This window comes from Paenibacillus sp. FSL H8-0259 (assembly GCF_037963255.1).
Taxonomy (GTDB): Bacteria; Bacillota; Bacilli; order Paenibacillales; family Paenibacillaceae; genus Paenibacillus_AQ; species Paenibacillus_AQ phytohabitans.
Genome location: NZ_CP150147.1, coordinates 4,222,550 through 4,246,716, shown reverse-complemented (window position 1 = coordinate 4,246,716; position 24,167 = coordinate 4,222,550). Strand labels below are relative to the sequence as shown.

The following is a 24,167-nucleotide window of genomic DNA, read 5'->3' as shown; positions in this document are numbered from 1 at the left end:
CTGCGCCAATCCCCCGGATCAGAAAGTCTGGAAGAACTGCTTCGCGCTGTCCTTCTCAGGCAGCGGCAGCCGAAGGGCTACGGGCAGCATCTCCGGATAAGCTTTGTGAGGCTCACGCTGATACCAGTAGGCCACCGAAGAATAATCATTGGACTGGGAGTTTCCGTGACCATGTTCGATACTGAAGCGAAGGGACTCCCGGAAGATGACCGGATCGACAATATGGAAACGGTATTGCGTAATTTTGCCGGAGTAGTCATTGAACAGGATCGTATTGCTCTCCCTCCATGCGTCCCCGTTGCCGCGGATGGGCGCATACAGGGATATCCCGTGATACGGGCTGTCGTATTTACCGGACGGGTAGCCCCAGGCTGCACAGAAATAATCCTCCGTACCAGTGCCATGCAGACGGGGCGGCCACGGCTCGCCGTCGATGAAGAACATGTCATCCCCTTCTCCAGGCCAGCTGAAGCCCGGCATCGGATTCAGGTGATCAATGCTGAGATTGCAGCCGACATAATGCCCCTCTCCCACCGCATCCATAAGCACATAGTTGTCGTCACCCGTCAGATTCTTTAGCTCATATACTTTCTGGTCGGCATAATTGGCCTTATCCTGCGCGTCATGCTCCAGCTTCAACGCCGCAAGATCGACCGTCCCCTGTGTAGGATTCTCCCTCCGCCAGGAAGCATGGAAGTAGAAGCTGTCCTCTGGAATCTGCTTCTCCACATAGTCAACGTAGAAGTACAATACCAGCTCATCCTCGCATTCATTGATAATCTCAATGCGTGCGCTGCTGCGGAACGGCATCTCAAAAAAACAGTTCATCGCCGCCTTATCCTCAATGACATCCTGTGTTGTTATCATATTGAGCGGCATGGAGACATAGTGGCTGGCAACCCCATGACCTACGCCGAAGAAATCGCCTACCGGCGAATCTACACTAGGCTCTTCTTCTCCATCCCAAAACATACGCACCAGCACTTTGCGGAAAGCATATTTATTCCGGGCTGCGATCGTCATCCAGATATGCTGAATGATGCCCGATCCTTCAATCTCTGCGATCGCTGCCGTCTGGCCGGCTCCAATCACGATGAAATCCCGGTTGCCCCCGGTCTGATCCCAACTGGATAGTCTGCGGGACTGCCCTTCCTTGCGCTGATATAATGAATTCATCCTATTGTCTCACTCCTTCTGCAGGTTTAGGCTTTGATGCCTGTAAGTGTAATACCTTCGATAAAGTACCTCTGTCCGATAAAAAAGACGATAATCGCCGGAGCCAGCACTACAGTAGCTGCCGCCATCATCAAATGCCATTCCGCAGCGTACATGCCCTTGAATTGCTGCAGGCCAAGCGCCAGTGTATATTTGGACTCATCGTTCAAATAGACCAGCGGCCCCAGAAAGTCATTCCATGAAGCCAGAAAGGTAAACAGTCCTACAACGACCAGGGCGGGCCGTGTCAGAGGAATGATGATGGAGATGAAAATCCGCCCGTGGCTGGCACCGTCCACATAAGCCGCCTCGTCCAGATCACGGGGAATACTCAGATAGAACTGGCGCAGCAGGAAAATATTGAACGCCCCTCCACCGAACCAGGCCGGTGCAATCAGCGGAATGAACGAATTGGTTAATCCAAGCTTGCTCCAGCCGATGAAGGTCGGAATCAGCGTAACCGCATAGGGCAGCATCATACTGGATAACAGCAGGCCAAAGATAAGATCCCGTCCTCTCCAGGACATCCGTGCAAAGCTGTACGCGCTTATGGAGCATGTCACGAGGACACCCAGCATACTGAATATGACAATAATCGTTGTATTGATAAAATAACGTCCAAATGGCAGAATGGTCAGCGCCTCACTGAAATTGCTAAACCGGAAGGGGTTAGGTATCCATATGGGCGGCAGCTCAAAAATTTGCCCCATATCCATCAGGGAGCTGCGGATGAGCCAGATCAGCGGCAGCAGACTGAAGAGGCCCCCGGCTGAAAGCACCAAATACACGAATCCCTTCTCCATCCATGCTTTTGTCCTCATCGGGCTTCATCCCCCTCGTAATACACCCATTTTCTTGATGTCTTGAAGACCGTATAGGTCAACAGCATAATAATGATGAACAGCACCCAGGCAATGGCGCTTGCGCTTCCCATCCGCGAGAACTGAAAGGCTTCCCGGTACAGATAGAAGACATAGAACAAGCTGGCATTGTTGGGTCCGCCGTTAGTCATGACATAGGCTTGCGAGAACACCTGGAATCCGTTAATGATCCCCATGATCAGGTTGAAAAAGATCGTCGGCGTCATCATGGGGATGGTAATATTCCGCAGCTTGTTCAGCTTGGAGCCCCCGTCTATCTCAATGGCTTCATACAGCGAGCGGGGAATATCCTGCAATCCGGCCAGGAAAATAATCATTGTCCCTCCCGTTGTCCACAGGTTCATTAGCGCCAGTGAGGGGACCACAGATTTCTCTCCAAAAATCCACTGGCTGCCGGGAAGGCCGATGGCGCGGAGCAGCTCGTTGGCCAGCCCCAAATCGGGATTCAGGAGCCATAGCCAAATGAACGAAATCGCGATGATCGGCACGATCGACGGCAGATAGAAGACGGTCCGGAAGATGGCTTTGCCTTTGATATTCCTGTTCAGCAGAATGGCCAGGAGAAAGGAATAAATAATACCGGTGGGCACACTAAGTACGACAAAATATAGGGTAACTCCGAGCGCCTTGTAGAAATACTGGTCTTCCCCGCTAAACATTCTGGTGTAATTATCCAGTCCGATAAAGGAGGGGGAATTGGACCCGGAATAGTCGGTGAAGCTCATATACAGGCTGTAGATCATGGGACCCAGCGTAAATATCACCAGCCCAAGAATGGCCGGCAAGGCAAACAAGATGCCATACAGCTCATTCCTATAGGAACTGCGCTTGGTCTTTGCACGGTTTACACTCAGGGAAGAGACGGGTTCCATACACATGTTTCCTCTCTTCGGGCATTGCCGGCAGCGGATGTGCCCCAAGAATCCGGCAGATCCGCCTTCCGGCAAGGTCCGTTATTTCAAATAGGTTCCTTGTATAAGCGGCTTGATTTTGGCTTCCACTTCGTTCATCGCTTCTGCGGCCGTTTTGGTGCCGAGCCATACCTGATCCAGCCCCGCTGTTACCGCAGCATCGATTTCTACAAAGTTTCGGACATTATTCTCAGCCGAAGGCTCTGCATGTTCGTAGGTGGAACGCATAACGGCATCCTGAAAACCGGCCGGACGGCCCGGAAGCTCTTCATTTGCCCAGCTGTCCACCAGCTTCGGATCTTCATACCATTGCTTCAGCTGCGGCATCCAGAGTCCCTGATGAAGCTCCAGTACATTCTGCGGATCCGTCAGGAATTTGGAGAACTCCCAGGCTTCCTTCGGATGCTTGGAACTCTTGAATATAATCAGGGAGCCTCCAAGGAAGAAAGTCTTATAGTCCTTCAGCACCGGCAGGACACCTACGCCCCAGTTGATCTTGGCCTTGCTCAGGTCCAGATGGTTCCAGCTTCCGTCTATGACCATTGCCACCTTTCTGGATTGGAGCGCCGTTGCCGGTGCCGGAATGCTGCTGGCTTGTACCGGGGAAGGAGCAACATGATGGATATTGATTAGGTCAGCAATCTTCTGGATCGCTTCGGTCGCTTCAGGCTTGGATAGCCCAAATTCCGTACCGTCCTCAGTCAAATAGTCGCCGCCGTTAGACAGAACCAGCGGCATGTAGGATAACCAGCTGAGGCTGTACTTCACACCGTATTGCTTGATGTTCTTGGGATCAAATCCCGGATCATCCGGATGCTTGCCGTTCCGGTCAAGGGTGAGCTTCTTGGCTGTTTCCACGAATTCATCCCATTGCCAGGCTTCTTCCGCTTGGGTTGGCGGCAGTTCAACCCCCGCCTCTTTGAACAGATCTGCATTGTACATCAGAGATGGGACTACCGAAGCTTGATAAGGTCCCGCACTTTTATCGGTATCCCAGTTCCACCAGGCGTACTGAAGGTAATCCTCCTTCTTAATGCTGGGGTCATCCTTCATGAGATCGAAGAAATTATAGATCAATCCTTCTTCCCCCATCTTCAGCTTCCAGGCGGCCGAGTAGCTTAGATCCGGTGCTTCATTCCCGGCGATCATGGCATTCAGCTTCTGTAAGAAGTCTGTGCCCGGGATATGGATGGAATCGATGGTGACGTTAGGGTTCTTGGCTTCAAAAGCCTTAATCGCGTCCTCCACCGCCTTCTTCTCCTGGGGACTGCCCCAGAATGTGAATTTCAGCTTCACCTTCTCTCCGGTGGCCGTGCCTGCTTCTCCGGTAGCGGGAGTATTGCCTGAACCTGAATTGGCCGTATCTGTTTGGTTTCCGCCATTACCGCAAGCGGTTACAATTAATGCAACAATCATTAGGAAGAGTAACATCAGCTTGGTTCTGCCAGTGTGCCTGCTCATTTTGTTTATCCCCCTTAATTCGGATGTAAGCGCTGCAGTCGCTGATTACAGTGTAAATGTAGCTGTTGCCGTTGCCTATTGTACGATCTTTCGTTTCCTGTACGATTTTACGGTCAATGATAAAAAACAACCCCGCAGGCCATTGGCCAGCGGGAAAGGTTGGAATATCAGCCATTATTCACGCGGGCCGGGATACGGTATGACCAGCTTCACGCGGGTCCCGAATTCAGGGACCGATTCAATCTCTATTCCATATTCATTGCCATACAGCAGCTTAATCCGCTTATCCACATTTTTCAGACCTATATTGGCATTCTCCTCCTTCAGCAGCTGTTCCATACGCTCCGGCTCAATCCCGCTGCCGTTATCTTCTACACAGAACCGGATGGTATTCCCCTGTTGCTGTCCGTAGATGGTGATCAGCCCGCCGCTCTCCATATTCCGGAAGCCGTGAATGATGGCATTCTCCAGCAGGGGCTGAAGGAACAGCTTCGGTACATTCACCTCCAGCAGCTCAGGCTGAATATCGAAATCCACACGAAACCGGTGTTCGAAACGGTTAGCCATAATTACTATATAGTCCTGCAGCCAGGCGAGATCCTCTCTAAGCAGCATTTGGTCTCTCCGGTTGTCCGTAGTATAGTGCAGCATACGGGACAGGCTGATCAGCATATGGCTAACCTGCTCCTTCTCTCCGTGTACAGCCATCCAATTTATAATATTCAGCGTATTATACAGAAAATGGGGATTGAGCTGAATATTCAGCGCGAGGATCTCCGTCTCCCGCTCCCGCAGCTTGACCACATAATTCTCATCAATCAATGATCTGACCCGCTCATTCATGCTGTTGAACTTCATCAATACATGGCCCAGCTCATCTCTGCTCTCCACCTTGATCTGCGCATTGAAATCACCGCCGCCTACCCGCTTGATGGCCAGCAGCAGCTTGCTTACCGGAGAAGAGATACGTGCGGAGATCAGATAAGCGAACAATAGCGAGAGAGCCAGCAGCGGAGCCCCCAGTGTAATAATAAAGAACAGAATGGTGTCCGCAATATCATGGGTCAATGCGCCGGGCGGAATCAGCACAACCGACAGCCAGTTAGTCACCGGGGACACAGCGAAGCAAGCGATCATCCGCTGCCCGCCGGTAGTTACATATGCCGTCCCGCTGCCCTCGCGGCGCACCTCCTTCAGCCAGGCGGCGGATTCCACGGTCCCCAGGCGCGACTTGTCCTGATGGGAGATGATTGTACCGTCCTCACTGGCCACCATGAATACGGAACCTTTAATGGGGATACTGTCCCTAAAGATACCTGCATACACATCTTCCTTGAAATTCATCACCAGCACCGGTTTCTCGGACGCCCCTTCGGCCCGGACAATGACGTCATTCCGTACACAGGAGGGATTGATCTGCCGGACTGCCGAGAACATATAACGGTAATCAATATCTGTTCCCGCGAGCTCAGGCAGATTATGCATCCGGGTATAATCATAAGTCGGCACCCAGGCGATACGCCCTTTCCCCTCAGCGGCGCGCCGGTACAGCTCGGAGGTGTAGAAGTAGTCCGGGGGATAGGTATTCTTGCTTTTGCTGCCATACACGAACCCTTGCGTGACCAGTTCAGTGGAATACAGATCGGCCGACTGCGAGAAGTATCTGCCAAGAATCCCCGTCACCTTCTTATTGTTCTCCAGCAACTGCACTCCCCCGGCCGGACTTGGCTCATCAAAAATCTGGTACAGCTCACACTCCACCATCAGGGATAAGCTGTTGTCCTGAATGATCTTCAGCCGTTCGTTGATGATCTGATTGTTCTTAAGTACAATCTCACTGACGTTGTCTCGGGCCAGCTTCAGCATAATGTCCTTGCTTGCATAATAGTAACCAAAGCCGAGGATGGTGAGCGGTAGCGTAATCAGCACTATATAAGATAAGACCAGCTTATTCTTCAGTCTCATAGTCCACCTACAATACATCTTTCTTCCGGAACTCCTCTGGTGCCAGTCCAGTCTCCCTTTTGAATACCCTGGTGAAGTAACCCGCATCACGAAATCCCACGCTTAAGGCGATGGTAGCGATTTTCCGGTCCCCGTCCTGGAGCAGCTCTTTGGCTTTGTCCAGCCGCAGGCGCAGCAAATATTCGGTGAAGGTCATGGAGGTGTGCTGTTTAAAAAAACTGCTGAAATAGGCGGAGCTGAAAAAGAAATGCCTGGCGACAGACTCCAGCGACAGATCCTCCATATAGTGCTCCTCCAGAAATGCCTTACACAGGCCGATGGTCCGCCCGCTTTTGTTATTTTTGCGTTCCTCGATGCTCCCGATGATCCGGTGCAGAACAGAGACCGCCCGTGCCTCAACTTCCTCCAGACTCTCACAGGCGGGAATTTGAAACTCCATCTCTGAAATGAAATTACTCGCCTCATCCTGACGCAGCAAGACTTCGTTTCCTTTAACCTCGTTAACCAGAGCGTACAGAACAGAGTCCTTCAGATGAGCCGGGGACGGATAATCCCCTTCAAGCTGCCGCTGAATAAGCGTCTTCAAGGCCTCAGTAGCCGCAGCCCTGTCCATCCGCGCCAAGGCATCCGTCATGCCCGTATCCGCAGGAATCATCTTCAAGCTGGGCTTGTCAGGATTGTAAGCGATTTCATCGTAAAGGACAAGCTGGCCTTCGCCTGTGTAAAAGGTATATTCGAGCGCTTTCCGCGCCTGCTCAAAGGATGCCGGTGCCCCGCTATAGGGATCGGCCACCCAGTTCCCTGCCCCCAAAGTCAAAGTCAGGCCATATTCCTCCCGGATCTGGCGGATGAATTGCCGGAACTGCTCCAGATCCCGCTTCATCAGCCACTCCAGGGAATGGGCCGGGGTCACCACAGAAGCAATGATCGGGTGCTCTCCTTCCAGGCTGAACGATAGTGAAGGACCGACCGTCTGATAGATTTCCCGCATCCAGTTCTTCACAGTGGCCTTAAGTTCCTCGAATTCTTCAAGCATATAAGACCCGGTAATTTCTTTCTGCTGAAACCTTGCCAACATCACGAAACCTCCGTTTAAATCGGGGAAGAAATTGCGGATTTCCTGAAGCTCCTTCTCGCTTGCAGCGGAGCGCATCCACCGGTTGAGCAAGTGCTGCTCATAGACCGGGGCTGCCGAATGGAGCCTCTGCTGAAGAACTGCCCCGTTCTGAAGACTCAGCGTGTCCTTCTCCAGTGCCGTGTCAAGCTTGTCAAGGATCTCGGAGAGCTCTCCTAATGCCAATGGCTTCAGCAGGTAATCGAAGGCCCCAAGCTTCACCGCCTGTCTTGCATACTCGAAATTTCCGTACACGCTGAGAATTACAATTTTGACCCGTTCTCTACGGCTCTCCATATGTTCAATCAGAGTCAGTCCATCCATATTGGGCATCCGGATATCTGTGAGGATAATATCGATCCGGTTCTCCTCAATAATCCGCAGAGCCTCCAATCCATCCTTCACCATGAAAATCCGGTATTCCGGACGGAGCTGCTTAACCATGTCGGATACGCCGCGGCGGTGACGAGGTTCATCATCGGCGACAAGCACGTTATACATTGCTCTCTCTCCTCTCGCAGAATGGCCTAATTTCAATAAGATAGTAAGGTAGGCGGTTGCACCTGTCAATCTTCATCTTCAGTCTATCTTTAGAAAAAGGCTGCCGAAAAGTTCTCGACAGCCTGCACCTTCTTGCCTGCTCAACTGGTATGCCTTGCCATCAGTTCAATGGGGAACATCCTGTCTACGGGCTGGGCAGGCTCCCCTTTCCATTCAATGGATTGAATCATAAGCTCTGAGGCATTCATTGCCAGCTCGTTAATCGGATGCCGGATGGTGGAGAGACTAAGCAGTTCCGACACGGTCGGCATGTCATCCACACCCAGTACCGCAAGATCCTCAGGTACGGATAATTTCAGATCCTTGCAAGCCTTCAGCACACCAATGGCTGAAATGTCGTTCAGGCAGAATAACGCCTGCGGCAGCTGTCCATTCCCGGCCAGCTGCGTGACCGTCTCGTACCCGAAGCTCTCTGTCATATCTCCCGTAATGACCGTTGTAAGATTCCCCTTCTCCTGCAAAGACTGGGAGGCACCGTTCAACCGGTCGTCAAATCCGGGGACCTGTCCGTGCGGATAGGTCAGAATAATGATTTTGTGATATCCCCGTGACATTAAATGGTCTACACCCGTCTGGCCGCATTGATAGTCGTTCACCCGTACGATATGAGCACCATACGGTAAATTATGCCGACCGATGGTGATGACTGGAACATTGAGATCCATGAGCCTCGGCATGAACTTCTCAGTCTCCAGGGTCGCCTTTACAATAATCCCATCCACCATCTGGATATTCATGAAGATTTCATCAAAGTCCAGGAGAATCAGCTTGTACCCCATGGTCTTCAGATGCTGCTTCAGCACCTTGGCGAAGTGCAGGAAATACAAATCTTCGAAATAACCGTCATAAGTGCTGTTTGACAGAACGAGTCCGATGGTATGCATTTTGCCGGTAATCAGGCTTTTGGCAACAGGGTTCACCTGGTACCCTAGTCTGGTGATCGAGTCGCTTATTTTCTCACGGGTCTCCGGGCCCATCCGGTGAAAATTGCCGTTCATGAAATGGGAGACCGTTGCCGGCGACACGCCTGCATCTTTGGCGACCTGTACTAGTGTAACTCTTTGTTTTGCCATTTGCTGCACCTCTGCGGATTTACTTGCACAACTTTACGTCCACGCTTAACGCGGACGTCTTTCCATTACGTCCGGAAATTCCGGGAACGCCTGATGCGGCTCTGTCTGATACCAGTAGCTTATCGAGCTGATATCGTCACTGCGTTCAAATAAAGCTTGGCCGTCATGCCCTATTTGCTGCACAGTCACCTTCAGGTCCTCTTCGAACAGAATCGGATCGAGGATATGCCAGCGGTAGAAGCCCCGCATCGGGCAAGCCGCCCCGTCATAAATATGGGAGCGGGTGTCATCCCTCGTCGCAAAATAAGGGAAACCCATGAACGGGGTCGAGTAGGTCTGCTCCTGTACCGGGTTACCGTTGTCATATTTCACAAACCCCCAGGCGCCTCCGAAATAATCCTCTGCCCCGGTGCCGCAGATCGTCGGCCACTCCTGGTCTCCGTCGATATAGAATTTCACTTCTCCTTCACCATACCAATAACGGGATAGGGAAGTCCAGGACATATATGTGCCGATAAATTTGCCTCTCCCTTTAATTCCGTCAATTAAAGTGTAATCCTGCCTCAGCACAGTGGGATTCTCTCTGCGGTACTGGGCATGAAAATACTCGGTATCCTCATCCAGCTCATCAACCAGCCTGTAGTCGAATTGATAGAAGAATGCCTCAATGCCCTGCGGATGCTCATTCGTAATGGTTATTCTGGCAGCTTGGCGGAATGGCATGGCGAAGTAGCTGTTCATGCCGCCGACAGGATTCACCACTACCGGCTGTGAATTGACAACTGCACGTGCACCGAAGCCGTTGCAGAAGAAATCCCCGAGCGGGACTTCAACGGAAGGTTGTTCTTCATGATCCCAATACATGCGGAGTACCAGATCGCGCAGGACAAACCAGCCGGATTCGGTCTTATCGGTAACGGTCATCCAGATATGCTGAATGATCCCCGGACCTTCAATATCTACAAGCGTTGCGGTTTCTCCCTGAGCGAGTGAGATGAACGCCTTGCCTTTGCGGGCAACGCCCAGAGGCCCCTCCGCCTGGCCCCCTTGTCCCTTGAGACCCTGCGGATTCTCCGCCGTAATCGCTCTGCTCTTGCCCTTCATTCTGCCAAACAGCTGGTCCATCGATTGCATCGTTTATCGTCTCCTTATCCTTTATCCTTTGACTGCGCCGTCCGACGCCCCGGCCATTACATATTTGTTCAGGAACAAGTACGTAATAATAATGGGAATAATGCTGATACTGATTGCCGCAAAAGTCTGGCCCCAATCCGTTGCCCCAAATGCTCCGATAAATTCCTGAAGCCCGACAGCAATCGTCTTGTATGCCTTGTCATTCGTGAACGTGTTGGAGAATACGAAATCATTCCAGATGAAGATAAAGTTTATCGATGCCACTGTAATGGTTGTATTGACCGTAAGCGGTGAAATAATCCGGATAAATACCTGGTAGATGTTGCAGCCGTCGATGACTGCAGCCTCGATAAGCTCATTGGGAACATACCTGTAGAAGCTGGTAAAGATCAGGATGGACAGAGGCAGAGCAAAACCGACCTGCGGCAGGATCAGTGCCGGATACGTATTCAACAGCCCGTAATCTTTGTACATAATAAACAGAGGAATCAGTGTAACCTGAATCGGAATCATGATGCCGACTGTAAAAAACAGCAGCAGCTTCGAATTCAGCCGGTTAATCATTTTGACAAGGGCAAATCCTGCCGTCGCGCTGAGTACAATAATTAGAGCCAGACAGGTGAAGGTTACAATGGCGGTATTCTTGATATACAGGAGCAGACTGCTCTCCCGGAATACACTGGCATAGTTCTCAAACGACCAGGACGAAGGCATGGCAAACGGCCGTGTCGTCAGTTCGATGCTCGACTTGAAGCTGGACAGCATCAGCCACACTACCGGGTAGATTTGAATCAAAAGAATCACAATCACCAGAAGATACAACAGTGAAGAGGAGAGCTTTTTTCTCGCAGGCATATCAGGCATCTCCTTTCTTCGAATTAAAAATAGCCCGGATGATCAATACCGCAAGCAGACTCTCGATAACGATGAACACGGCAATGGAGCTTCCGTACCCATACTGGATAGTGGAGAACGCCTGCTTGTACATATAGGTGGTGACAAGCTCTGTAGCAGATCCGGGCACCCCAATAATGTAAGGAATATCGAAGCCGCGCAGCGCCCCTGTTGTACACATAATCAAAGCCAGGCTCAGCACATGCATGATACTCGGAAGCTTAATATAACGAATCAGTTGCCAGCCGGTTACACCGTCAATTCTGGCTGCTTCCTCGATTTCTTTGGGGATCGCGATCAGAGCGGCATAAAAGATCACCATATACATCCCGATAAACCGCCACCCCTCGGGAATGGACACTGCGATTAACGCCGTATGGGGATTGGAGAGCCAGGCCGATTGCAGATGCCCCATTCCCACCCAGTCCAGGAACATATTCATGAGACCCAGAGGTTGAAGCGAGTAGAAATTACGGAACATCTGCGCAATAGCTACAGTTACAACAACCGCCGGCAAATAATACAGGGTTCTGAAGATTCCTGCACCTTTGGTGACATAGGACAGGAGCAGGGCAAAGAATAAGCCGATGAACACCTGCATAAATACCACAATCACCACGTAAACCAGATTGTTTTGCACTGAATTCCAGAAGTAACTATCGCTAAACATCGCAATATAATTATCAAAGCCGGTGTAACGCGGCTCCTGAATGCCATTCCATTGCTGAAAGCTGTAATTCAGTGACTGGATAATGGGAACAAAAACCGTACCCAGATAAAATATCAAAGCAGGCAAGATGAAAACCAGCCATGCCTTTTTGTCCTTAAGCACATTCATGTAGGGTCACCCCGTTTTTGGAATTACGTTATTATTGATAAAAGGCTCCACCCGGCCCTGCAAGCCCGGGTGAAGAAATGTCAAGGTTATTTATTTGCTGGCTGTGTTCTTGGCAATGGCATCATCAATCTGTTTGGCAAACTCATCTGGAGTCATAAAGCCCATGGTCAGTTTGGTAATCAGATCACTCATCACCGAGTTGGTGTTCGGATCCAGCAGAGTATCCCAAGGCTTGGCAAACTCTGAACCATAGTTGTCCATATCCTTTTTGATCCGCAGGAACAGCCCGGAGAATTTGGATTCATCATCAATGGTGAATTTCAGCGGTGACATTTGTTGTTTGGCCACATAGACATCGCTATAATTTTTCAGCACATAGCTCAGGAATTCCTTCGGCAGCCCATCGAACGTTTTGGCAGAAGCTCCTAGTCCGATACCGCTGTTGCCGAAGAATTCATTCTCCGGTGTAACCGCATTGCTGGTGGTTGGCAGATAGAAATAATCGACATTCCCTTTAAGTCCTTCCGGCAGGCTTTCTTCCACAAAGGATGGTATTTCCCAAGTGCCCATGTTGTACATGGCAGCTTCTCCGTTTAGGAACATGTTTTTGGCTGTCGTATAATCCGTGGTTGCGAATCCCTCCTGAAAGTATTTACCGATTTGAGCAGCGAAGGTAGCCGCCTGCATGCCTGCCTCATCCGACATTTTGGCTTTGCCCTGGCTCAAATCACGGATGAACTGATTACCTGTAGTCCGGAACGGATACATGGCTGCATAACGCAATACCGGCCATACATCAACGCCGTCTACAGCGATAGGCGTAACCCCTTTGTCTTTGAGCACTTGGCTGACTGCAACCAGATCGTCTAGGGTTTTGGGCACAGCAAGGTTGTTATCTGCAAATATTTTTTTGTTATACCAGGTCATTTCCATGTGATATTCCATTGGCAGAAGATACAGGCTTCCATCCGGCAGCTCCTGGTATTTCAGTGCGGGCTCATAGAATTTATCGTACAGCCCCTCATCCTTCAGAAATTTCTCCATGTCCACCAGTAAGCCTGCATTTACAAGCTCCTGGGCAAAAGGGTCGGCATCGCTGTCAATGAAATCCGGCATCTGTCCTGAAGCAACCAGCGTTCTGAGCTTAGTAAGATAAGAGGGACGGTCCGCCGTCACCTGAAGGTCCAGCTTAAAGCCCGGGTGGTCGGCGGCGAACCGGTCGGCAAGCTCACGGATTGTCTGGACAATCGCTCCATTCTCCGGTCTGGCAGAGAGCCACGTTACCGTCTGTTCCTTAGGTGCATCCGATGAACCAGCGGTGTTTGTGTTTTTGTTGTCCGCGGAACTGCCGCAGCCCGCCAGAGCTGTTGCTGCCAAGGAGAAAATGGCAAGCCCGGTGAACACTTTTGATGTTTTCTTTGTCATTGTAATAACCCCTCCAATAGATTGATCGGTATAAGTTCTGTGAATCCATCCTTGCCAGTTAACGCTCAGCGGCTGTCTTCATGCTAATGTCCTCAACATTCACAGCACCCTCATTGGCAAAAAAACCAAAATGTCCGTCTTTGAAATTATAAATTCGTGTAGTCATGGCGACTTCATCGTTGACATACAGACACAGGATATCTTCTTCCAGAATCAGCTGAATACGAATCCGGCTATAAGCGGCAAAATTAAGTGGACGCTCCAGCTCAATCATCTGCGGCTTGTCCCCGGCGATTTGCCATTGGAAAAATCCCGGTTCCCTTCTCGGCCACATATCAAAGGTGATCCGGTTGTGAAAAGGATCAAACTTGATGAAATAACCATTGTCCAGCTTCTTGTCCGTGCGAACCGCGATCCCAAAGTCCTTGACATGCTGCCAATCCGTAAAGGACGCCTCAAGCATGACCTGAGGAGGCAAGGGGTTAAGTACGCAATACGCCAGCCCATCCGGCGAAGACAGCTGCAGCCTGTCCCCCTGCTTCATGCAATTGTCCGCCTCTTGCAGAATAATTTGTTCGTTCCTATTAAAATGTCCATAGATGGAAGAAGGCATTCTAACAAGCAGCTCTCCCAGTTCGTTCTGGTACACTTCATGGACAACCAGCGTGCCAGCCCACTCCCAATCTCCATAATCATTGCTGCCCTTCTTCGAGGGGACCCAGCCAAAGGCGTACCGCTTCTCGCCGTCTGAGGCTGTCTTGGCTGCGTAGAATCCTCTGCCGTCAAAGGTGTCCAATACCGGTGAGGTATATAAGCCATCGATTGTTTTGCTCTTTTTATAATGGGTGACAAACTTCTCACTGAACGTGGAGTAGACGAGGTAATGCCATTCTCCCATCTGGAAATAATCGGGACATTCCATCGTAATGTATTTGTCCGGGCTGTAGAAGGGCTCGCGGAATTCCCAGCTCAGGAGGTCGTCCGATGTCAGAAGTGCGATGCACCCGCCTCTTTTCTCAGAGGAGTTCATTTCCCTGGTAGTGACCAGCATCCAATACTCCTGCTTCTCTTCGTTGAAGAACACAAAGGGATCACGCCAATCAAATGCCTCATAGATCACTTCATCCCCGTAAAGCTTGAATTCACTATCCTTCGTCCAATGAATTCCGTCGGTGCCAGTGGCCCGCAGTACAACTTGTAAGGGCTTACCATCCTTGCAGAACGCAGGGTTGGGATTATGTCCCGTGTAGAATAGATGATACAGGCCTTCCTTGTCCCGGATCACAGATCCGGTATAGGCGTTCCGGTCTAACTCAGTCTCATTGCCATTTGGCAAAACCTCTCCGTAATCCTCAAAATCAAGCCCATTTCCAGTGGCCGCCAAATTCCATGAGGTATGGTTGCCATAATCCCCCCCCACTCTCTCATCGTGAAGATAATAAAGCTTGTACTCCCCTTGGTCATAAAACGGAATTACGTCTCCTACCCAGCCATTCGCAGGTCTGTAGAATACTTTTTTCATTGTCATCATCTCCATTGGTAAAACGTTTTACAAACACATATTATCATATTATTTTATATTGTCAACGGTTACATTCGTTATTATAATGGGATTATTGATTTGATTTACATTTACTGATTAATAATTTCGTAAAACGTTTACCAATAATTTAACGGGAAAGTCTATCCTTACCAAACAGGAGGGAAACATCATATGATCATTGGGGCGATTGAAGCAGGCGGCATCAAATTCATCTGCGGTTTGGGCCGCTGAATATGGAGCATCCCAGCCCTTTGTATGGACATATAACTGCTTTTGGTGAGGTAAAGTGGGGCGCGGCTCAAGGACTGGATAGCTGTGATTTGGGCCAAGCCATTGCAGACGTAATTCTTCTGTGGTCACCGAAGTGTATAATCTTGAGTGGGGGTGTTATGCATCAGGAGCATCTGTATCCAATGATCCGCAGTGAAGTCCGAAAGGCCCTGGATGGTTATGTATCGGCACAGGAAATCCTGGGGACCATGGATACTTATATTGTTCCGCCCGGTCTTGGCGACAATGCAGGATTATGCGGGGCTCTGGCGTTGGGAATCGAATTCTTCACCCAAATCGTCTTTCTTTTCCGATAAAAGCGGGCACTTTGCCGGAAGCCGTCCCATTTGTGGTAGCAGGTTTGGACCAAGTAATCGAGTAGCAACTGGACGGTCATTTGGGTTCCTCTGTCCACGTAGTCCTTGGTTTGTCCAGTCACAATTTGGACTTCTTCCGGTGTTAATACTTGTTTAAAAACGGCTAAAATGGGGTATTTATTCATGAGGTTGCCTCATTTCGGTTTGGTTTGGTCGTACTTACCATTACCCGAAATGGCGGCCTTTTTTGTCCCTTTATTTGGGGAATCAACACGCCTATATCATATTCAATGATTTTCGTAATCCGAGTAAAAGTCCTGCTACCAAAGGTGTAGATAAGGGGAGGAAAAGAACAGCGTAGACAGGACCCCATTGCAAATAACCTTCAATGTTAACGGTTTCATATCCCCAGGTTTCACCACTAACAATAATGGCACCAGCTGTCCCCATAATTAACACGTTTATAAATGCGATGATCATACATAACACCACAAATTTGGCGCTTTTAAATTGGATACGGTGGAATTGAAAACCGGATATAGCAAACGACAAGGATAACGGAACACATAAAGTTAAGAAAAACCATAACCAGCCATCACTTCCTGCTCCTCCTGCAACACCGTTTCCGAAAATTGCTATAAGGAAACCAATTACCAGGCTGGCAGTGAATCCATATACTAATCCTGCAAACAGATTTTTAATCCTCATCGCTAATCTCCTTTTATGATAGTTTTACTTACCTCAGTTTCGGACTTGATATCCTGTAATATATCCGCGGCTGCTTCATCTGAAACCTCCCCATAACCAAGAGATAACAGATTCGCTTTTGTAGCGTAAGGGCCTGATGTGCATACTTGTTGAAGCCCGGCATAATATTTGTGAATTACACTATTCCTTCTCTTCTTGCCAGGCAGATGGAAGATGCAGTGATAGTAATAGATATAGTTTTCTTTAAAAAAGACGAGACCTTGTTTACTCGGTCTCGTCCACGCGATATCACAGTAATTCGAAATACAACCAGTATAGTGAATTATTTATTTGATATATTTACTTTTATACTTATCAACAAGGATTCCGGCTTTGTCCAATTGCTTAGCACCTTCAATAACCTTCTTGTTACCCGTTTCGAATTTGGAATAATTTATTTTGGTCGTCTTCAGGCTATCCCGCATTATAGTGAACCCTTCCAGCTGGAGTTTTGCTCCTGCCAGATAGTAGTTATGTATTTCTTTCAACTCTGCATTATTGGCTTTGAGGTTTTTCAACCCGGATACAAACTTAGTATAATTGGGCAATACAGTATTGTTTAAAGTAAGAAAGAGTGACTTTCTTGTTGAATCGTTCAGGTGTCTATTTTGAATAAACGTATCTATGGCTTTATTTTCATAGCTTGCTATTGGCTGCAACTGTTCATAATAATCTTCCAAATCCTGTAACATGATTTCTTCGCGGGTAGGTTCCTTTATCACTACCGGCTTTGTTGGCTCAGAAGTTGGTTCAGGAATGACTGTATACTCATCCACCACTTGAACAGTGAATACATAAGGTTCAAACTTTTCTCCAATATTGACAGTTAAGGTGGCAATCCCTTTATTTATTGCATGGAGTTCAGAAACCCAATTCGTTTTCCGTACGACCTTGACAACATTCTCATCTGAAGAGATTGGAGTGAAGTCATGTTCCGTAACGTCTGCATCGGTCCAGTCAGTGATGGCTATTTCGTATGACTTCCACTCCCCAACTTTAATCTCTGCAGGTTTGGTCACTTTAACTATGTCGGTGATGTTCCGTGCAGCCGCATGAATACTACCACTCCCGGATACAACCGATACTATAATTGCTAGCATTAACGAATAAATCAGACTCTTTCGTTTCATATAACCTTATCCCCGCTTAATTATTAATAGTAAAGCATCTACCAATTTTGCTAGAACATTTCCTGATTAGGTTGCAGGTAGCAAAACAGCAAAGTGCTTTCCTCTGATATTATATAACTTAGCAGGTAAAATTGTCCTGTGTTTTTGTTGCTGCCCCATTAAGGTTCTTAATTATCAACCTCATAAAGGATCGATTTTGAGACCGGGTCCATTCTTATCCACTCACACAAATAGCCGGTCGCCAGGAATCTGCTGGCAGCCGGCTATTCAGCTTGTTATTTAATGCAATTATATATAATCTGTGCTGCCTCTGCCCGGGTCGCGACAGCCCCTGGACTCAGCTCTTTGCCCAAGCCCGTGAGTATTCCCGCTTCCACAAACTGCTTCATTGCTGTCTGGGCATATCCGGCTACTGCACTGACATCTGTAAAGCTGTCGTAGCTCTGAACGTTGCTGCCATCCGGCAGACGGTTCAGCTGCTTCATGATATTGTACAGAATTACCGATGCCTCTTGTCTGCTGATGACGGCCTCCGGCATAAAAGAGTTGCCGCCCACACCGGAAATCAAGCCCAGGTTCTTGGCTGTACCGAGATAGCTTGTGTAGTATTTGTTCCCTGCATCCACAAAGTTATCGGCGCTATCTGCATCAGGCTTAATGCCGAAAGCATTCATGACCATTATCAGAAAGTCAGCCCGCTTCACCTGGGCAACAGGTGCAAACACAGAGCTGCTTACCCCCTTAACCACCTCTCTCGCTGCCAAGTAATCGACAGCGCTGGAATACCAGTTGCCCGGTGCAACATCATTGAATTTGATTTCGTTATACCCTACAGCATAATTTGAAAAATGGGCGGTCTGGAAATTAACCTTTCCGGCTGCTGCATCGTAGCCGCCATTAACCAGCTGAAGGTTTCCTGTCTGATCGATATAATACACTACAATGGCATTTGACTTTTCAGTTGCTTTTGGCGTATAAGGTACACTGATCTTAACTGTTTCACCGTTGAATGCAGTAATTTCAGCATTTCCGGCTGTTACAGAGAAGTCTACAACCGGTCTGTCTCCAAGCTTGCTCCGGGCTTTGTCCGGCAAGCTTGATAAAGCAAGCTTCTTAATGCTGATTGTGCTATCTGCTGCTGCACTTCCAATTGCAGCTACTGCTTTAGACGTAAAGGTAATATCAGCAATGCCTGTATTCAGCTTCAGCTCTGCCCCGGCGGCTTCCATTAACTGCTTGAGAGCATCCGTAGCTATAACTACATCAACAGATGATTGGCCTGTTTCCGGATTCATCTGAATCTCCATGACAACCTTTTGACCGGCCGCTACGGCTTGCTTGACCTTGCCGACCAGATCGCTGATTATAGTGGAATCCAGCTTGACGATGGCAGCTCCTTCCTCCTTGCCTGCCGTTGCTTGGATCTTCACACTATAAGTAGTGGTGCCGTCAGCAGCGGTGCCCGAGGTCACGGCCACCGGAATTGCCGCCGGAGTACTGGTTGCAGTACTGACGCCCCCTGTTGACGCCAACCCGTTATCTTCACTGGCAGCTGTTGGACTTGGTGTTGGTATTGGTGTCACCGTTGGTAACGCCGTTGGTGATGATGTAGGTGTAGGTGTAGGTGTAGGCGTTGGCGTAGGTGTTGGTTCTACTGGAATGTCACCAGTCTTAACCAGCACAATATCATCATAAGAGCCCCAGTCCTTCGCATTCCCCTCAAGGGAAATCCCGATCTTCAGTGTTCCATCCGTAACCTTGATATTCCCAACAACCGCTTGGTTCCATACATTCCAGCCTTTGTTCGCGAAGCTTGAGCTCAGTAGGGTCTTCTCGCCATTCAAGGCATACAGCTGATTCTTCGTCTCATCCCCGGCGCCCTGCGACCAGGCCGTCAGCGTGTAGATTCCATTCTCCAGGGCGGTAAGCGTCTGATAGGCGTCCAGTGTAAAGGCGGAATCCTTCCAGAATCCCAGTGATCTTGCACCGGTACGGCCATCCGAACTCGCGGTCAGGGCAGCAGGGTCAGGAATGGTCCAGCCATCAGGCAGACCCGCTTCATTCACCTGCTCAAAGCCGGAGTTAACCACAGGGTTCGAATCCACCGTGAAGTGGAGGGTGTAGGTTCTCACTACCTCTCCTTTGACAACAACGGTTGCACTTCCAGGCAGCGCAGCTGTTTGTGTAATTTCTGCCGATATGCCTTGTTCTGCAACCGCCTCAACCGCTGGCAATGCAGTCGTGCCATACGGCAGAACTACACTGTAGTCCTGAACGGCTGGATCAAATCCGCTAACCGTAGCGCCGTTCACCCTCAAATCCAGCAGCTTGCTGGTATCCTTCTTAATCAGCTCGAAATCGTCGATATTCCCCCACTGTCCATCAGCAAGCTTAAGATGAGCGCCCAGGGTGAGGGTTCCATCCGTAACTTCAATAAGATCCAGAACCGGCTTGCTCCATTTCTGCCATCCCGTATTTGTAAACTGCTGTGTTCTGCTGCCGGCAAAAATTTCTGAAATCTCTTCACCGCCCCCGCCGGATACCCAGGCCGACAAAGTGTACGTTCCATTCTCCAGACCGGTGATCGTCTGCGAAGTCCTGAATTCAGCAGGAGTCGTACTATAGTAATGCAGGGCGGACGACCCCGAATGTGCATCTTTTTCAATATTGACTGCACTTGTATCTCCTGAAAGCTCCCATGCGTTCAACTCATCTTCAAACCCGGGATTCTGTATCAAATTTGAACTTGGAGTTACCGTGACCTCACTGAATGCAGAGAATCCCCCGTCATAGGTAACTGCGGTCACGGTGGCACTTCCGACAGAAACCCCGGAAAGTATTCCACTATAAGGATCTACTTTAACAACCTCCGGCTTAGAGCTTGTAAAGCTCACTCCTTTATAGGTTGCATTTAACGGATCGAAAATGGCAATTAATTTATCCGTCCCGCCTACTTCAATAGCGGTTACAGGCTTATCTAAGGACACCGCGGTAACCGGATGGCGGTTGATTTCGGCTGCACCGTCGATGAAGGCATCCATAGCGAGTGTCGGTGTGCCGTCAATATTCCATGCCGATAACGGATAGCCAAACAATACACCGGTAGGCTCCCAATAAAAGATTCCGGTTCCCCTATTGTCCGGAACAGCCTTTAGTTTATTCTGAACGGCCACGAGCATATTGTATACGCTATCAACATCCTCTGAAACATTACCTCCAACCTCAACGATCATAACTTCTTTGCCATATTTAGCTTCCAGCGCATTCATATTGTTGCTGAGATCGTTAATGGTAGAGGTGAAAATGGCATCAGGATAATAAGATAAGCCGATGATATCGTAATCCGTATCCTTAAGACCGGCCGCTGTCAGACCGGCAAAAAATGGCCCAACCCCTGCTTCAGCTCCGCTGGCCCGATGGATGATGACCTTAATATCCGGGAACACCGCCTTGGCAGCATGTGAACCGGCCTGAATCAACTGAACGAGGTTGGTTGTATTACTGTAGCTTCCTAAAGGATGCAGCATTCCATTATTAATCTCATTTCCGATCTGCACCCATTCCGGTGTTACTTTTGCATCTTTGAGCGCCTGCATCACTTCCGTAGTGTACTGCGAGACATGCGCCTTCAGCTGTTCTATATTATCTTCCTTCCAGGCTTCAGGAGTAACCTGTTGACCAGGGTCAGCCCAGCTGTCGCTGTAGTGCAAATCGATCATCACACGGAACCCGTAGGCGCTTACCCGGGAAGCCAGTGCAACAACCTCTTGTGTGCTGTTATGACCACTGGCCGGATCATCTGACGGGTTAACCCAGGCCCTGATTCTGATGGAATCGATGCCGTGCTCCTTAAGTATTTGTAAAAGATCCTCCTCTTGGCCATTATCATTATAGAATTTATAGCCTAAAGCCTCCATTTGCGGCAGCCAGCTGATATCTGCACCTTTGGAAAAGCCTCCGGAAACCGATGAAGCGTTTACATTAGCGGGCAAACCAATTGATGCTGCCGACAGAATCATCGCCCATGTAAGAATGATTACAACAACCTTTTTGCTGATTCTCATAGCTTAACCTCCATTATTTATTTAATAACTGCAGTTTCCAGCCTTTAACATCCTTATTGTAAAGAATTAAAGATCAGGTGTGGATGGAGCAGATCAACTATAAGTAATACTTCTGCAACAAACTAAAAAAAATTATTAATCCAAAGCTCTCTTTAATTAAATTAATAAATTTGATTACATATTGTAGAGATTCCTGTTTCTGTATGGGTATTAAACTTCGCTATTGCATAATTATCATTTATTAAATTTATTGCATTAATTGTGATTCTTATCACAGTTGATATTCAATTTCCAAAATATAATAAAAACACTATAATTACATTATTTTCATATATATCCATTTCAGGGGTCTGTGAACAAGAGTGTAGTTGTAAATTTCATGAAAGGGGTTTTGCCGTCTCCACACACTCTCCCTCCGTACATTTAAGGTTGTTCGCCGCCTAAATCCTTGCACCCCAGATCGCAGCTTGAGTACACAGGCTAGATAAAAGGATGTCTACAAGAACCCGGCATAACTTAAAACCAACCATTTTGATCGGAGGAGTATTAATATGAAAAAGACTGTAGCTTCACTTCTTGCAGGTGTTGTAGCACTTGGGTCCTTTGCCTCGGTGGGCACTGCTGCTGAAAACAATGAACGCAATAATCCTGTAGAACTCTTCTCAGGCTCGTCCCCTATTTCGATTACGGACCAATCCTGGAAAGCTCCTGCTGGCTCCGCTTCTGAGGACAAAGTATGGGGATATCTTGAAAGTGTGAAAGGGAACCTGAATCTTTCGGCTAAAGAGGATATTCGGGGGAAATTCAAAATTTCAGAGCAAAATACAAACAGCAAGACCGGCAGCCAGCATTACCGCTTAAGCCAGTATATCTCGGGGATACCGGTATATGGAGCTGATCAAACTCTGCATATCGACAAAGCCGGCAACGTTACCTCCCTGCTGGGAAGCGTAGTTGAAGATGTTTACCAGACGATTCCGCAGCCGCTGATTCAGCTCCAAACCATTTCCGGAGCAGATGCGATTCTGGCAGCCGAGCAGGATGCCACGCTGGAACATGGACCGCTTGGTGAGCCGCAGGTTACTCCTACAGCGGATTTATATTATTTCATTGTTGACGGAGAACCTAAATTAGCCTATAAAACGGAAGTGAATGTTCTGGAGCCCGAGCCTTTGCGGATACGGTACTTCATTTCTGCGGAGAATGGCAGCGTACTGTTCAAATATAATATTTTAGAGAACCTGACGGGTACGGGGACTGGAGTGTTTGGAGATACCAAAACGTTCGAGACACGCCTCTCGGGTTCAACCTATCAGCTCTATGACAGTACCCGCGGCAAGGGCATTGTGACGTATACCGTCAAAAACAAGACCTCTCTTCCGGGGACGCTCTTAACCAGTACCAACAATGTCTGGACTGACAAAGCCGCGGTTGATGCCCACACGTATGCTGAGAGAACCTATGATTATTATCTCCAGCATTTCGGCCGCAACAGCCTGGACAACAACGGACTGCAGATCCGTTCCACCGTCCATTACTACACTTCCTATAACAACGCATTTTGGAACGGTGCGCAAATTGTTTTCGGTGATGGAGATGGATCTACCTTTACACTGCTGTCCGGTGACTTGGATGTTGTGGGCCACGAGCTGACGCATGGTGTAACTGAGAAAACATCCAATCTTGAATACTACGGAGAACCAGGGGCACTGAATGAGTCCTTCTCCGACATTATCGGAAATTCAATTGAAGGTGCGAACTGGCTGATCGGCGATAAAGTATATACACCGGGTGTAGCGGGTGACGCACTCCGCTCACTGGCTAATCCCCCATTGTACGGACAGCCTGACAAATACAGCGACCGCTATACCGGTACCGGTGATGAAGGCGGGGTGCATACGAACAGCGGGATTAATAACAAAGCTTTCTATCTGGCTGCCCAAGGCGGTACGTTTAACGGTGTAACGGTCACAGGTATCGGCCGTGAGGATGCCGTTCAAATCTATTACAATGCACTTGTATATTACCTTACGACCTCATCCAACTTCTCTGCTGCACGCACAGCAATCATTCAATCGGCAACGGAATTGTTTGGAGCAGGCTCGGCTCAAGTAACTGCCGTAACCAAAGCTTACAATGCGGTAGGCGTCTACTAAGAACAGAATAACAGGCCAATGATCCTCAAGATCATTGGCCTGTTTGGTGTAAAAGGGATCGATCAACTGCTTAAAACCATATTGCATGAAATCTATATATTATTCTTTTACTTTTGTAAGCACACCATCTTTATTCTCGTATATTCTTTTTTCGTTTTTCTCCATTTTATGTATGATCTCTTCTTCCAGGTTAATTCCCAGAAGCTCCGAAAGTCCTATTAAGTAGAGTGCAACATCAGCCAGTTCTTCCCCCAAATCGTCTTTCTTTTTCAGATAAGCTTCGCAAGCCTCTGACAATTCACCATATATGAAACAGAATTCCTGGAAAATATCTGTAACATTAAATCCTTTCGCAACTTTATTCTGATAAACTCTTTTTTGTAACTGTAATAAATCAATCATTTTATTCTCTCCTATTCTACAAATATTTTTTATGTACAAAAACAGTATTTCACCCCTTTCAAGCAG

At 48.6% G+C, this 24,167-nt stretch carries 18 protein-coding genes; 2 read left to right on the top strand and 16 right to left on the bottom strand.

Annotation, left to right across the window (positions count from 1 at the left end; all coding sequences use genetic code 11):
• Positions 1-18: 18 nt before the first annotated feature.
• The 12 genes from NSU01_RS18000 to NSU01_RS17945 form a co-directional block, all read right to left on the bottom strand.
• Positions 19-1,176 (bottom strand): glycoside hydrolase family 172 protein, encoded by a 1,158-nt coding sequence (locus NSU01_RS18000; protein WP_042137548.1) that lies wholly within the window; start codon positions 1,174-1,176, stop codon positions 19-21.
• 26 nt (positions 1,177-1,202) lie between these two features.
• Positions 1,203-2,036, bottom strand: coding sequence for a carbohydrate ABC transporter permease (locus tag NSU01_RS17995; protein WP_042137546.1), 834 nt, complete (start codon positions 2,034-2,036; stop codon positions 1,203-1,205).
• Positions 2,033-2,968 carry a sugar ABC transporter permease gene (locus NSU01_RS17990; RefSeq protein ID WP_042137545.1) on the bottom strand — a complete coding sequence of 312 codons (936 nt, stop codon included), beginning with the start codon at positions 2,966-2,968 and terminating at the stop codon, positions 2,033-2,035. The genes NSU01_RS17995 and NSU01_RS17990 overlap by 4 nt, the downstream gene beginning before the upstream one ends.
• Before the next feature lie 81 nt (positions 2,969-3,049).
• Positions 3,050-4,468 (bottom strand): sugar ABC transporter substrate-binding protein, encoded by a 1,419-nt coding sequence (locus tag NSU01_RS17985; protein WP_076243127.1) that lies wholly within the window; start codon positions 4,466-4,468, stop codon positions 3,050-3,052.
• A gap of 174 nt (positions 4,469-4,642) precedes the next feature.
• A complete protein-coding gene (locus NSU01_RS17980; protein ID WP_076243128.1) occupies positions 4,643-6,433 on the bottom strand; it encodes a histidine kinase in 1,791 nt (596 codons plus the stop codon).
• A gap of 7 nt (positions 6,434-6,440) precedes the next feature.
• Positions 6,441-8,048, bottom strand: coding sequence for a response regulator (locus NSU01_RS17975; protein ID WP_076243129.1), 1,608 nt, complete (start codon positions 8,046-8,048; stop codon positions 6,441-6,443).
• A 140-nt stretch (positions 8,049-8,188) separates the two neighbouring features.
• Entirely contained in the window at positions 8,189-9,181 is a 993-nt protein-coding gene (locus NSU01_RS17970) for a LacI family DNA-binding transcriptional regulator (RefSeq protein ID WP_076243130.1), read from the bottom strand.
• Between the two features lie 45 nt (positions 9,182-9,226).
• A complete protein-coding gene (locus tag NSU01_RS17965) occupies positions 9,227-10,315 on the bottom strand; it encodes a glycoside hydrolase family 172 protein (protein ID WP_076243131.1) in 1,089 nt (362 codons plus the stop codon).
• A 21-nt stretch (positions 10,316-10,336) separates the two neighbouring features.
• Positions 10,337-11,170: a carbohydrate ABC transporter permease gene (locus NSU01_RS17960; RefSeq protein ID WP_076243132.1), complete on the bottom strand. Its 834-nt coding sequence runs from the start codon at positions 11,168-11,170 to the stop codon at positions 10,337-10,339.
• 1 nt (position 11,171) lies between these two features.
• On the bottom strand, positions 11,172-12,047 hold the full coding sequence (locus NSU01_RS17955; protein WP_076243133.1) for a sugar ABC transporter permease: 876 nt from the start codon (positions 12,045-12,047) through the stop codon (positions 11,172-11,174).
• 90 nt (positions 12,048-12,137) lie between these two features.
• A complete protein-coding gene (locus tag NSU01_RS17950) occupies positions 12,138-13,472 on the bottom strand; it encodes an extracellular solute-binding protein (RefSeq protein WP_076243134.1) in 1,335 nt (444 codons plus the stop codon).
• 58 nt (positions 13,473-13,530) lie between these two features.
• The gene (locus NSU01_RS17945; protein ID WP_076243135.1) at positions 13,531-14,994 is read right to left on the bottom strand and encodes a glycoside hydrolase family 32 protein; all 1,464 of its coding nucleotides are present in this window, start codon (positions 14,992-14,994) and stop codon (positions 13,531-13,533) included.
• Between the two features lie 254 nt (positions 14,995-15,248).
• On the opposite strand from NSU01_RS17945, the gene NSU01_RS17940 reads away from it, so the two are divergent.
• Positions 15,249-15,602, top strand: a complete 354-nt coding sequence (locus NSU01_RS17940) for an ROK family protein (RefSeq protein WP_076243136.1) — start codon at positions 15,249-15,251, stop codon at positions 15,600-15,602.
• Positions 15,603-15,878: 276 nt separating this feature from the next.
• On the opposite strand, the gene NSU01_RS17935 is transcribed toward NSU01_RS17940, so the two are convergent.
• From NSU01_RS17935 to NSU01_RS17925, 3 genes are all read right to left on the bottom strand, one after another.
• Entirely contained in the window at positions 15,879-16,310 is a 432-nt protein-coding gene (locus NSU01_RS17935) for a hypothetical protein (RefSeq protein WP_083705357.1), read from the bottom strand.
• Between the two features lie 326 nt (positions 16,311-16,636).
• On the bottom strand, positions 16,637-17,479 hold the full coding sequence (locus NSU01_RS17930; protein ID WP_042137525.1) for a hypothetical protein: 843 nt from the start codon (positions 17,477-17,479) through the stop codon (positions 16,637-16,639).
• 275 nt (positions 17,480-17,754) lie between these two features.
• Positions 17,755-21,543 (bottom strand): glycosyl hydrolase 53 family protein, encoded by a 3,789-nt coding sequence (locus NSU01_RS17925; protein ID WP_179093464.1) that lies wholly within the window; start codon positions 21,541-21,543, stop codon positions 17,755-17,757.
• 551 nt (positions 21,544-22,094) lie between these two features.
• Between NSU01_RS17925 and NSU01_RS17920 the strand changes: the two genes are divergently transcribed.
• Positions 22,095-23,699: a M4 family metallopeptidase gene (locus tag NSU01_RS17920; RefSeq protein ID WP_076243137.1), complete on the top strand. Its 1,605-nt coding sequence runs from the start codon at positions 22,095-22,097 to the stop codon at positions 23,697-23,699.
• Positions 23,700-23,798: 99 nt separating this feature from the next.
• On the opposite strand, the gene NSU01_RS17915 is transcribed toward NSU01_RS17920, so the two are convergent.
• Positions 23,799-24,101 carry a MazG-like family protein gene (locus tag NSU01_RS17915; RefSeq protein ID WP_197074245.1) on the bottom strand — a complete coding sequence of 101 codons (303 nt, stop codon included), beginning with the start codon at positions 24,099-24,101 and terminating at the stop codon, positions 23,799-23,801.
• Between the last annotated feature and the right edge of the window lie 66 nt (positions 24,102-24,167).

What these genes read in the sequence shown, in the direction of transcription:
- NSU01_RS17975 (WP_076243129.1), bottom strand. Translation starts at nt 8,048, where the DNA reads ATGTATAACGTGCTTGTCGCCGATGATGAACCTCGTCACCGCCGCGGC.
- NSU01_RS17915 (WP_197074245.1), bottom strand. Translation starts at nt 24,101, where the DNA reads ATGATTGATTTATTACAGTTACAAAAAAGAGTTTATCAGAATAAAGTT.
- NSU01_RS17930 (WP_042137525.1), bottom strand. Translation starts at nt 17,479, where the DNA reads ATGAAACGAAAGAGTCTGATTTATTCGTTAATGCTAGCAATTATAGTA.
- NSU01_RS17950 (WP_076243134.1), bottom strand. Translation starts at nt 13,472, where the DNA reads ATGACAAAGAAAACATCAAAAGTGTTCACCGGGCTTGCCATTTTCTCC.
- NSU01_RS17960 (WP_076243132.1), bottom strand. Translation starts at nt 11,170, where the DNA reads ATGCCTGCGAGAAAAAAGCTCTCCTCTTCACTGTTGTATCTTCTGGTG.
- NSU01_RS17980 (WP_076243128.1), bottom strand. Translation starts at nt 6,433, where the DNA reads ATGAGACTGAAGAATAAGCTGGTCTTATCTTATATAGTGCTGATTACG.
- NSU01_RS17990 (WP_042137545.1), bottom strand. Translation starts at nt 2,968, where the DNA reads ATGGAACCCGTCTCTTCCCTGAGTGTAAACCGTGCAAAGACCAAGCGC.
- NSU01_RS17920 (WP_076243137.1), top strand. Translation starts at nt 22,095, where the DNA reads ATGAAAAAGACTGTAGCTTCACTTCTTGCAGGTGTTGTAGCACTTGGG.
- NSU01_RS17995 (WP_042137546.1), bottom strand. Translation starts at nt 2,036, where the DNA reads ATGAGGACAAAAGCATGGATGGAGAAGGGATTCGTGTATTTGGTGCTT.
- NSU01_RS17925 (WP_179093464.1), bottom strand. Translation starts at nt 21,543, where the DNA reads ATGAGAATCAGCAAAAAGGTTGTTGTAATCATTCTTACATGGGCGATG.
- NSU01_RS18000 (WP_042137548.1), bottom strand. Translation starts at nt 1,176, where the DNA reads ATGAATTCATTATATCAGCGCAAGGAAGGGCAGTCCCGCAGACTATCC.
- NSU01_RS17985 (WP_076243127.1), bottom strand. Translation starts at nt 4,468, where the DNA reads ATGAGCAGGCACACTGGCAGAACCAAGCTGATGTTACTCTTCCTAATG.
- NSU01_RS17970 (WP_076243130.1), bottom strand. Translation starts at nt 9,181, where the DNA reads ATGGCAAAACAAAGAGTTACACTAGTACAGGTCGCCAAAGATGCAGGC.
- NSU01_RS17955 (WP_076243133.1), bottom strand. Translation starts at nt 12,047, where the DNA reads ATGAATGTGCTTAAGGACAAAAAGGCATGGCTGGTTTTCATCTTGCCT.
- NSU01_RS17965 (WP_076243131.1), bottom strand. Translation starts at nt 10,315, where the DNA reads ATGCAATCGATGGACCAGCTGTTTGGCAGAATGAAGGGCAAGAGCAGA.
- NSU01_RS17935 (WP_083705357.1), bottom strand. Translation starts at nt 16,310, where the DNA reads ATGAGGATTAAAAATCTGTTTGCAGGATTAGTATATGGATTCACTGCC.
- NSU01_RS17940 (WP_076243136.1), top strand. Translation starts at nt 15,249, where the DNA reads ATGGAGCATCCCAGCCCTTTGTATGGACATATAACTGCTTTTGGTGAG.
- NSU01_RS17945 (WP_076243135.1), bottom strand. Translation starts at nt 14,994, where the DNA reads ATGAAAAAAGTATTCTACAGACCTGCGAATGGCTGGGTAGGAGACGTA.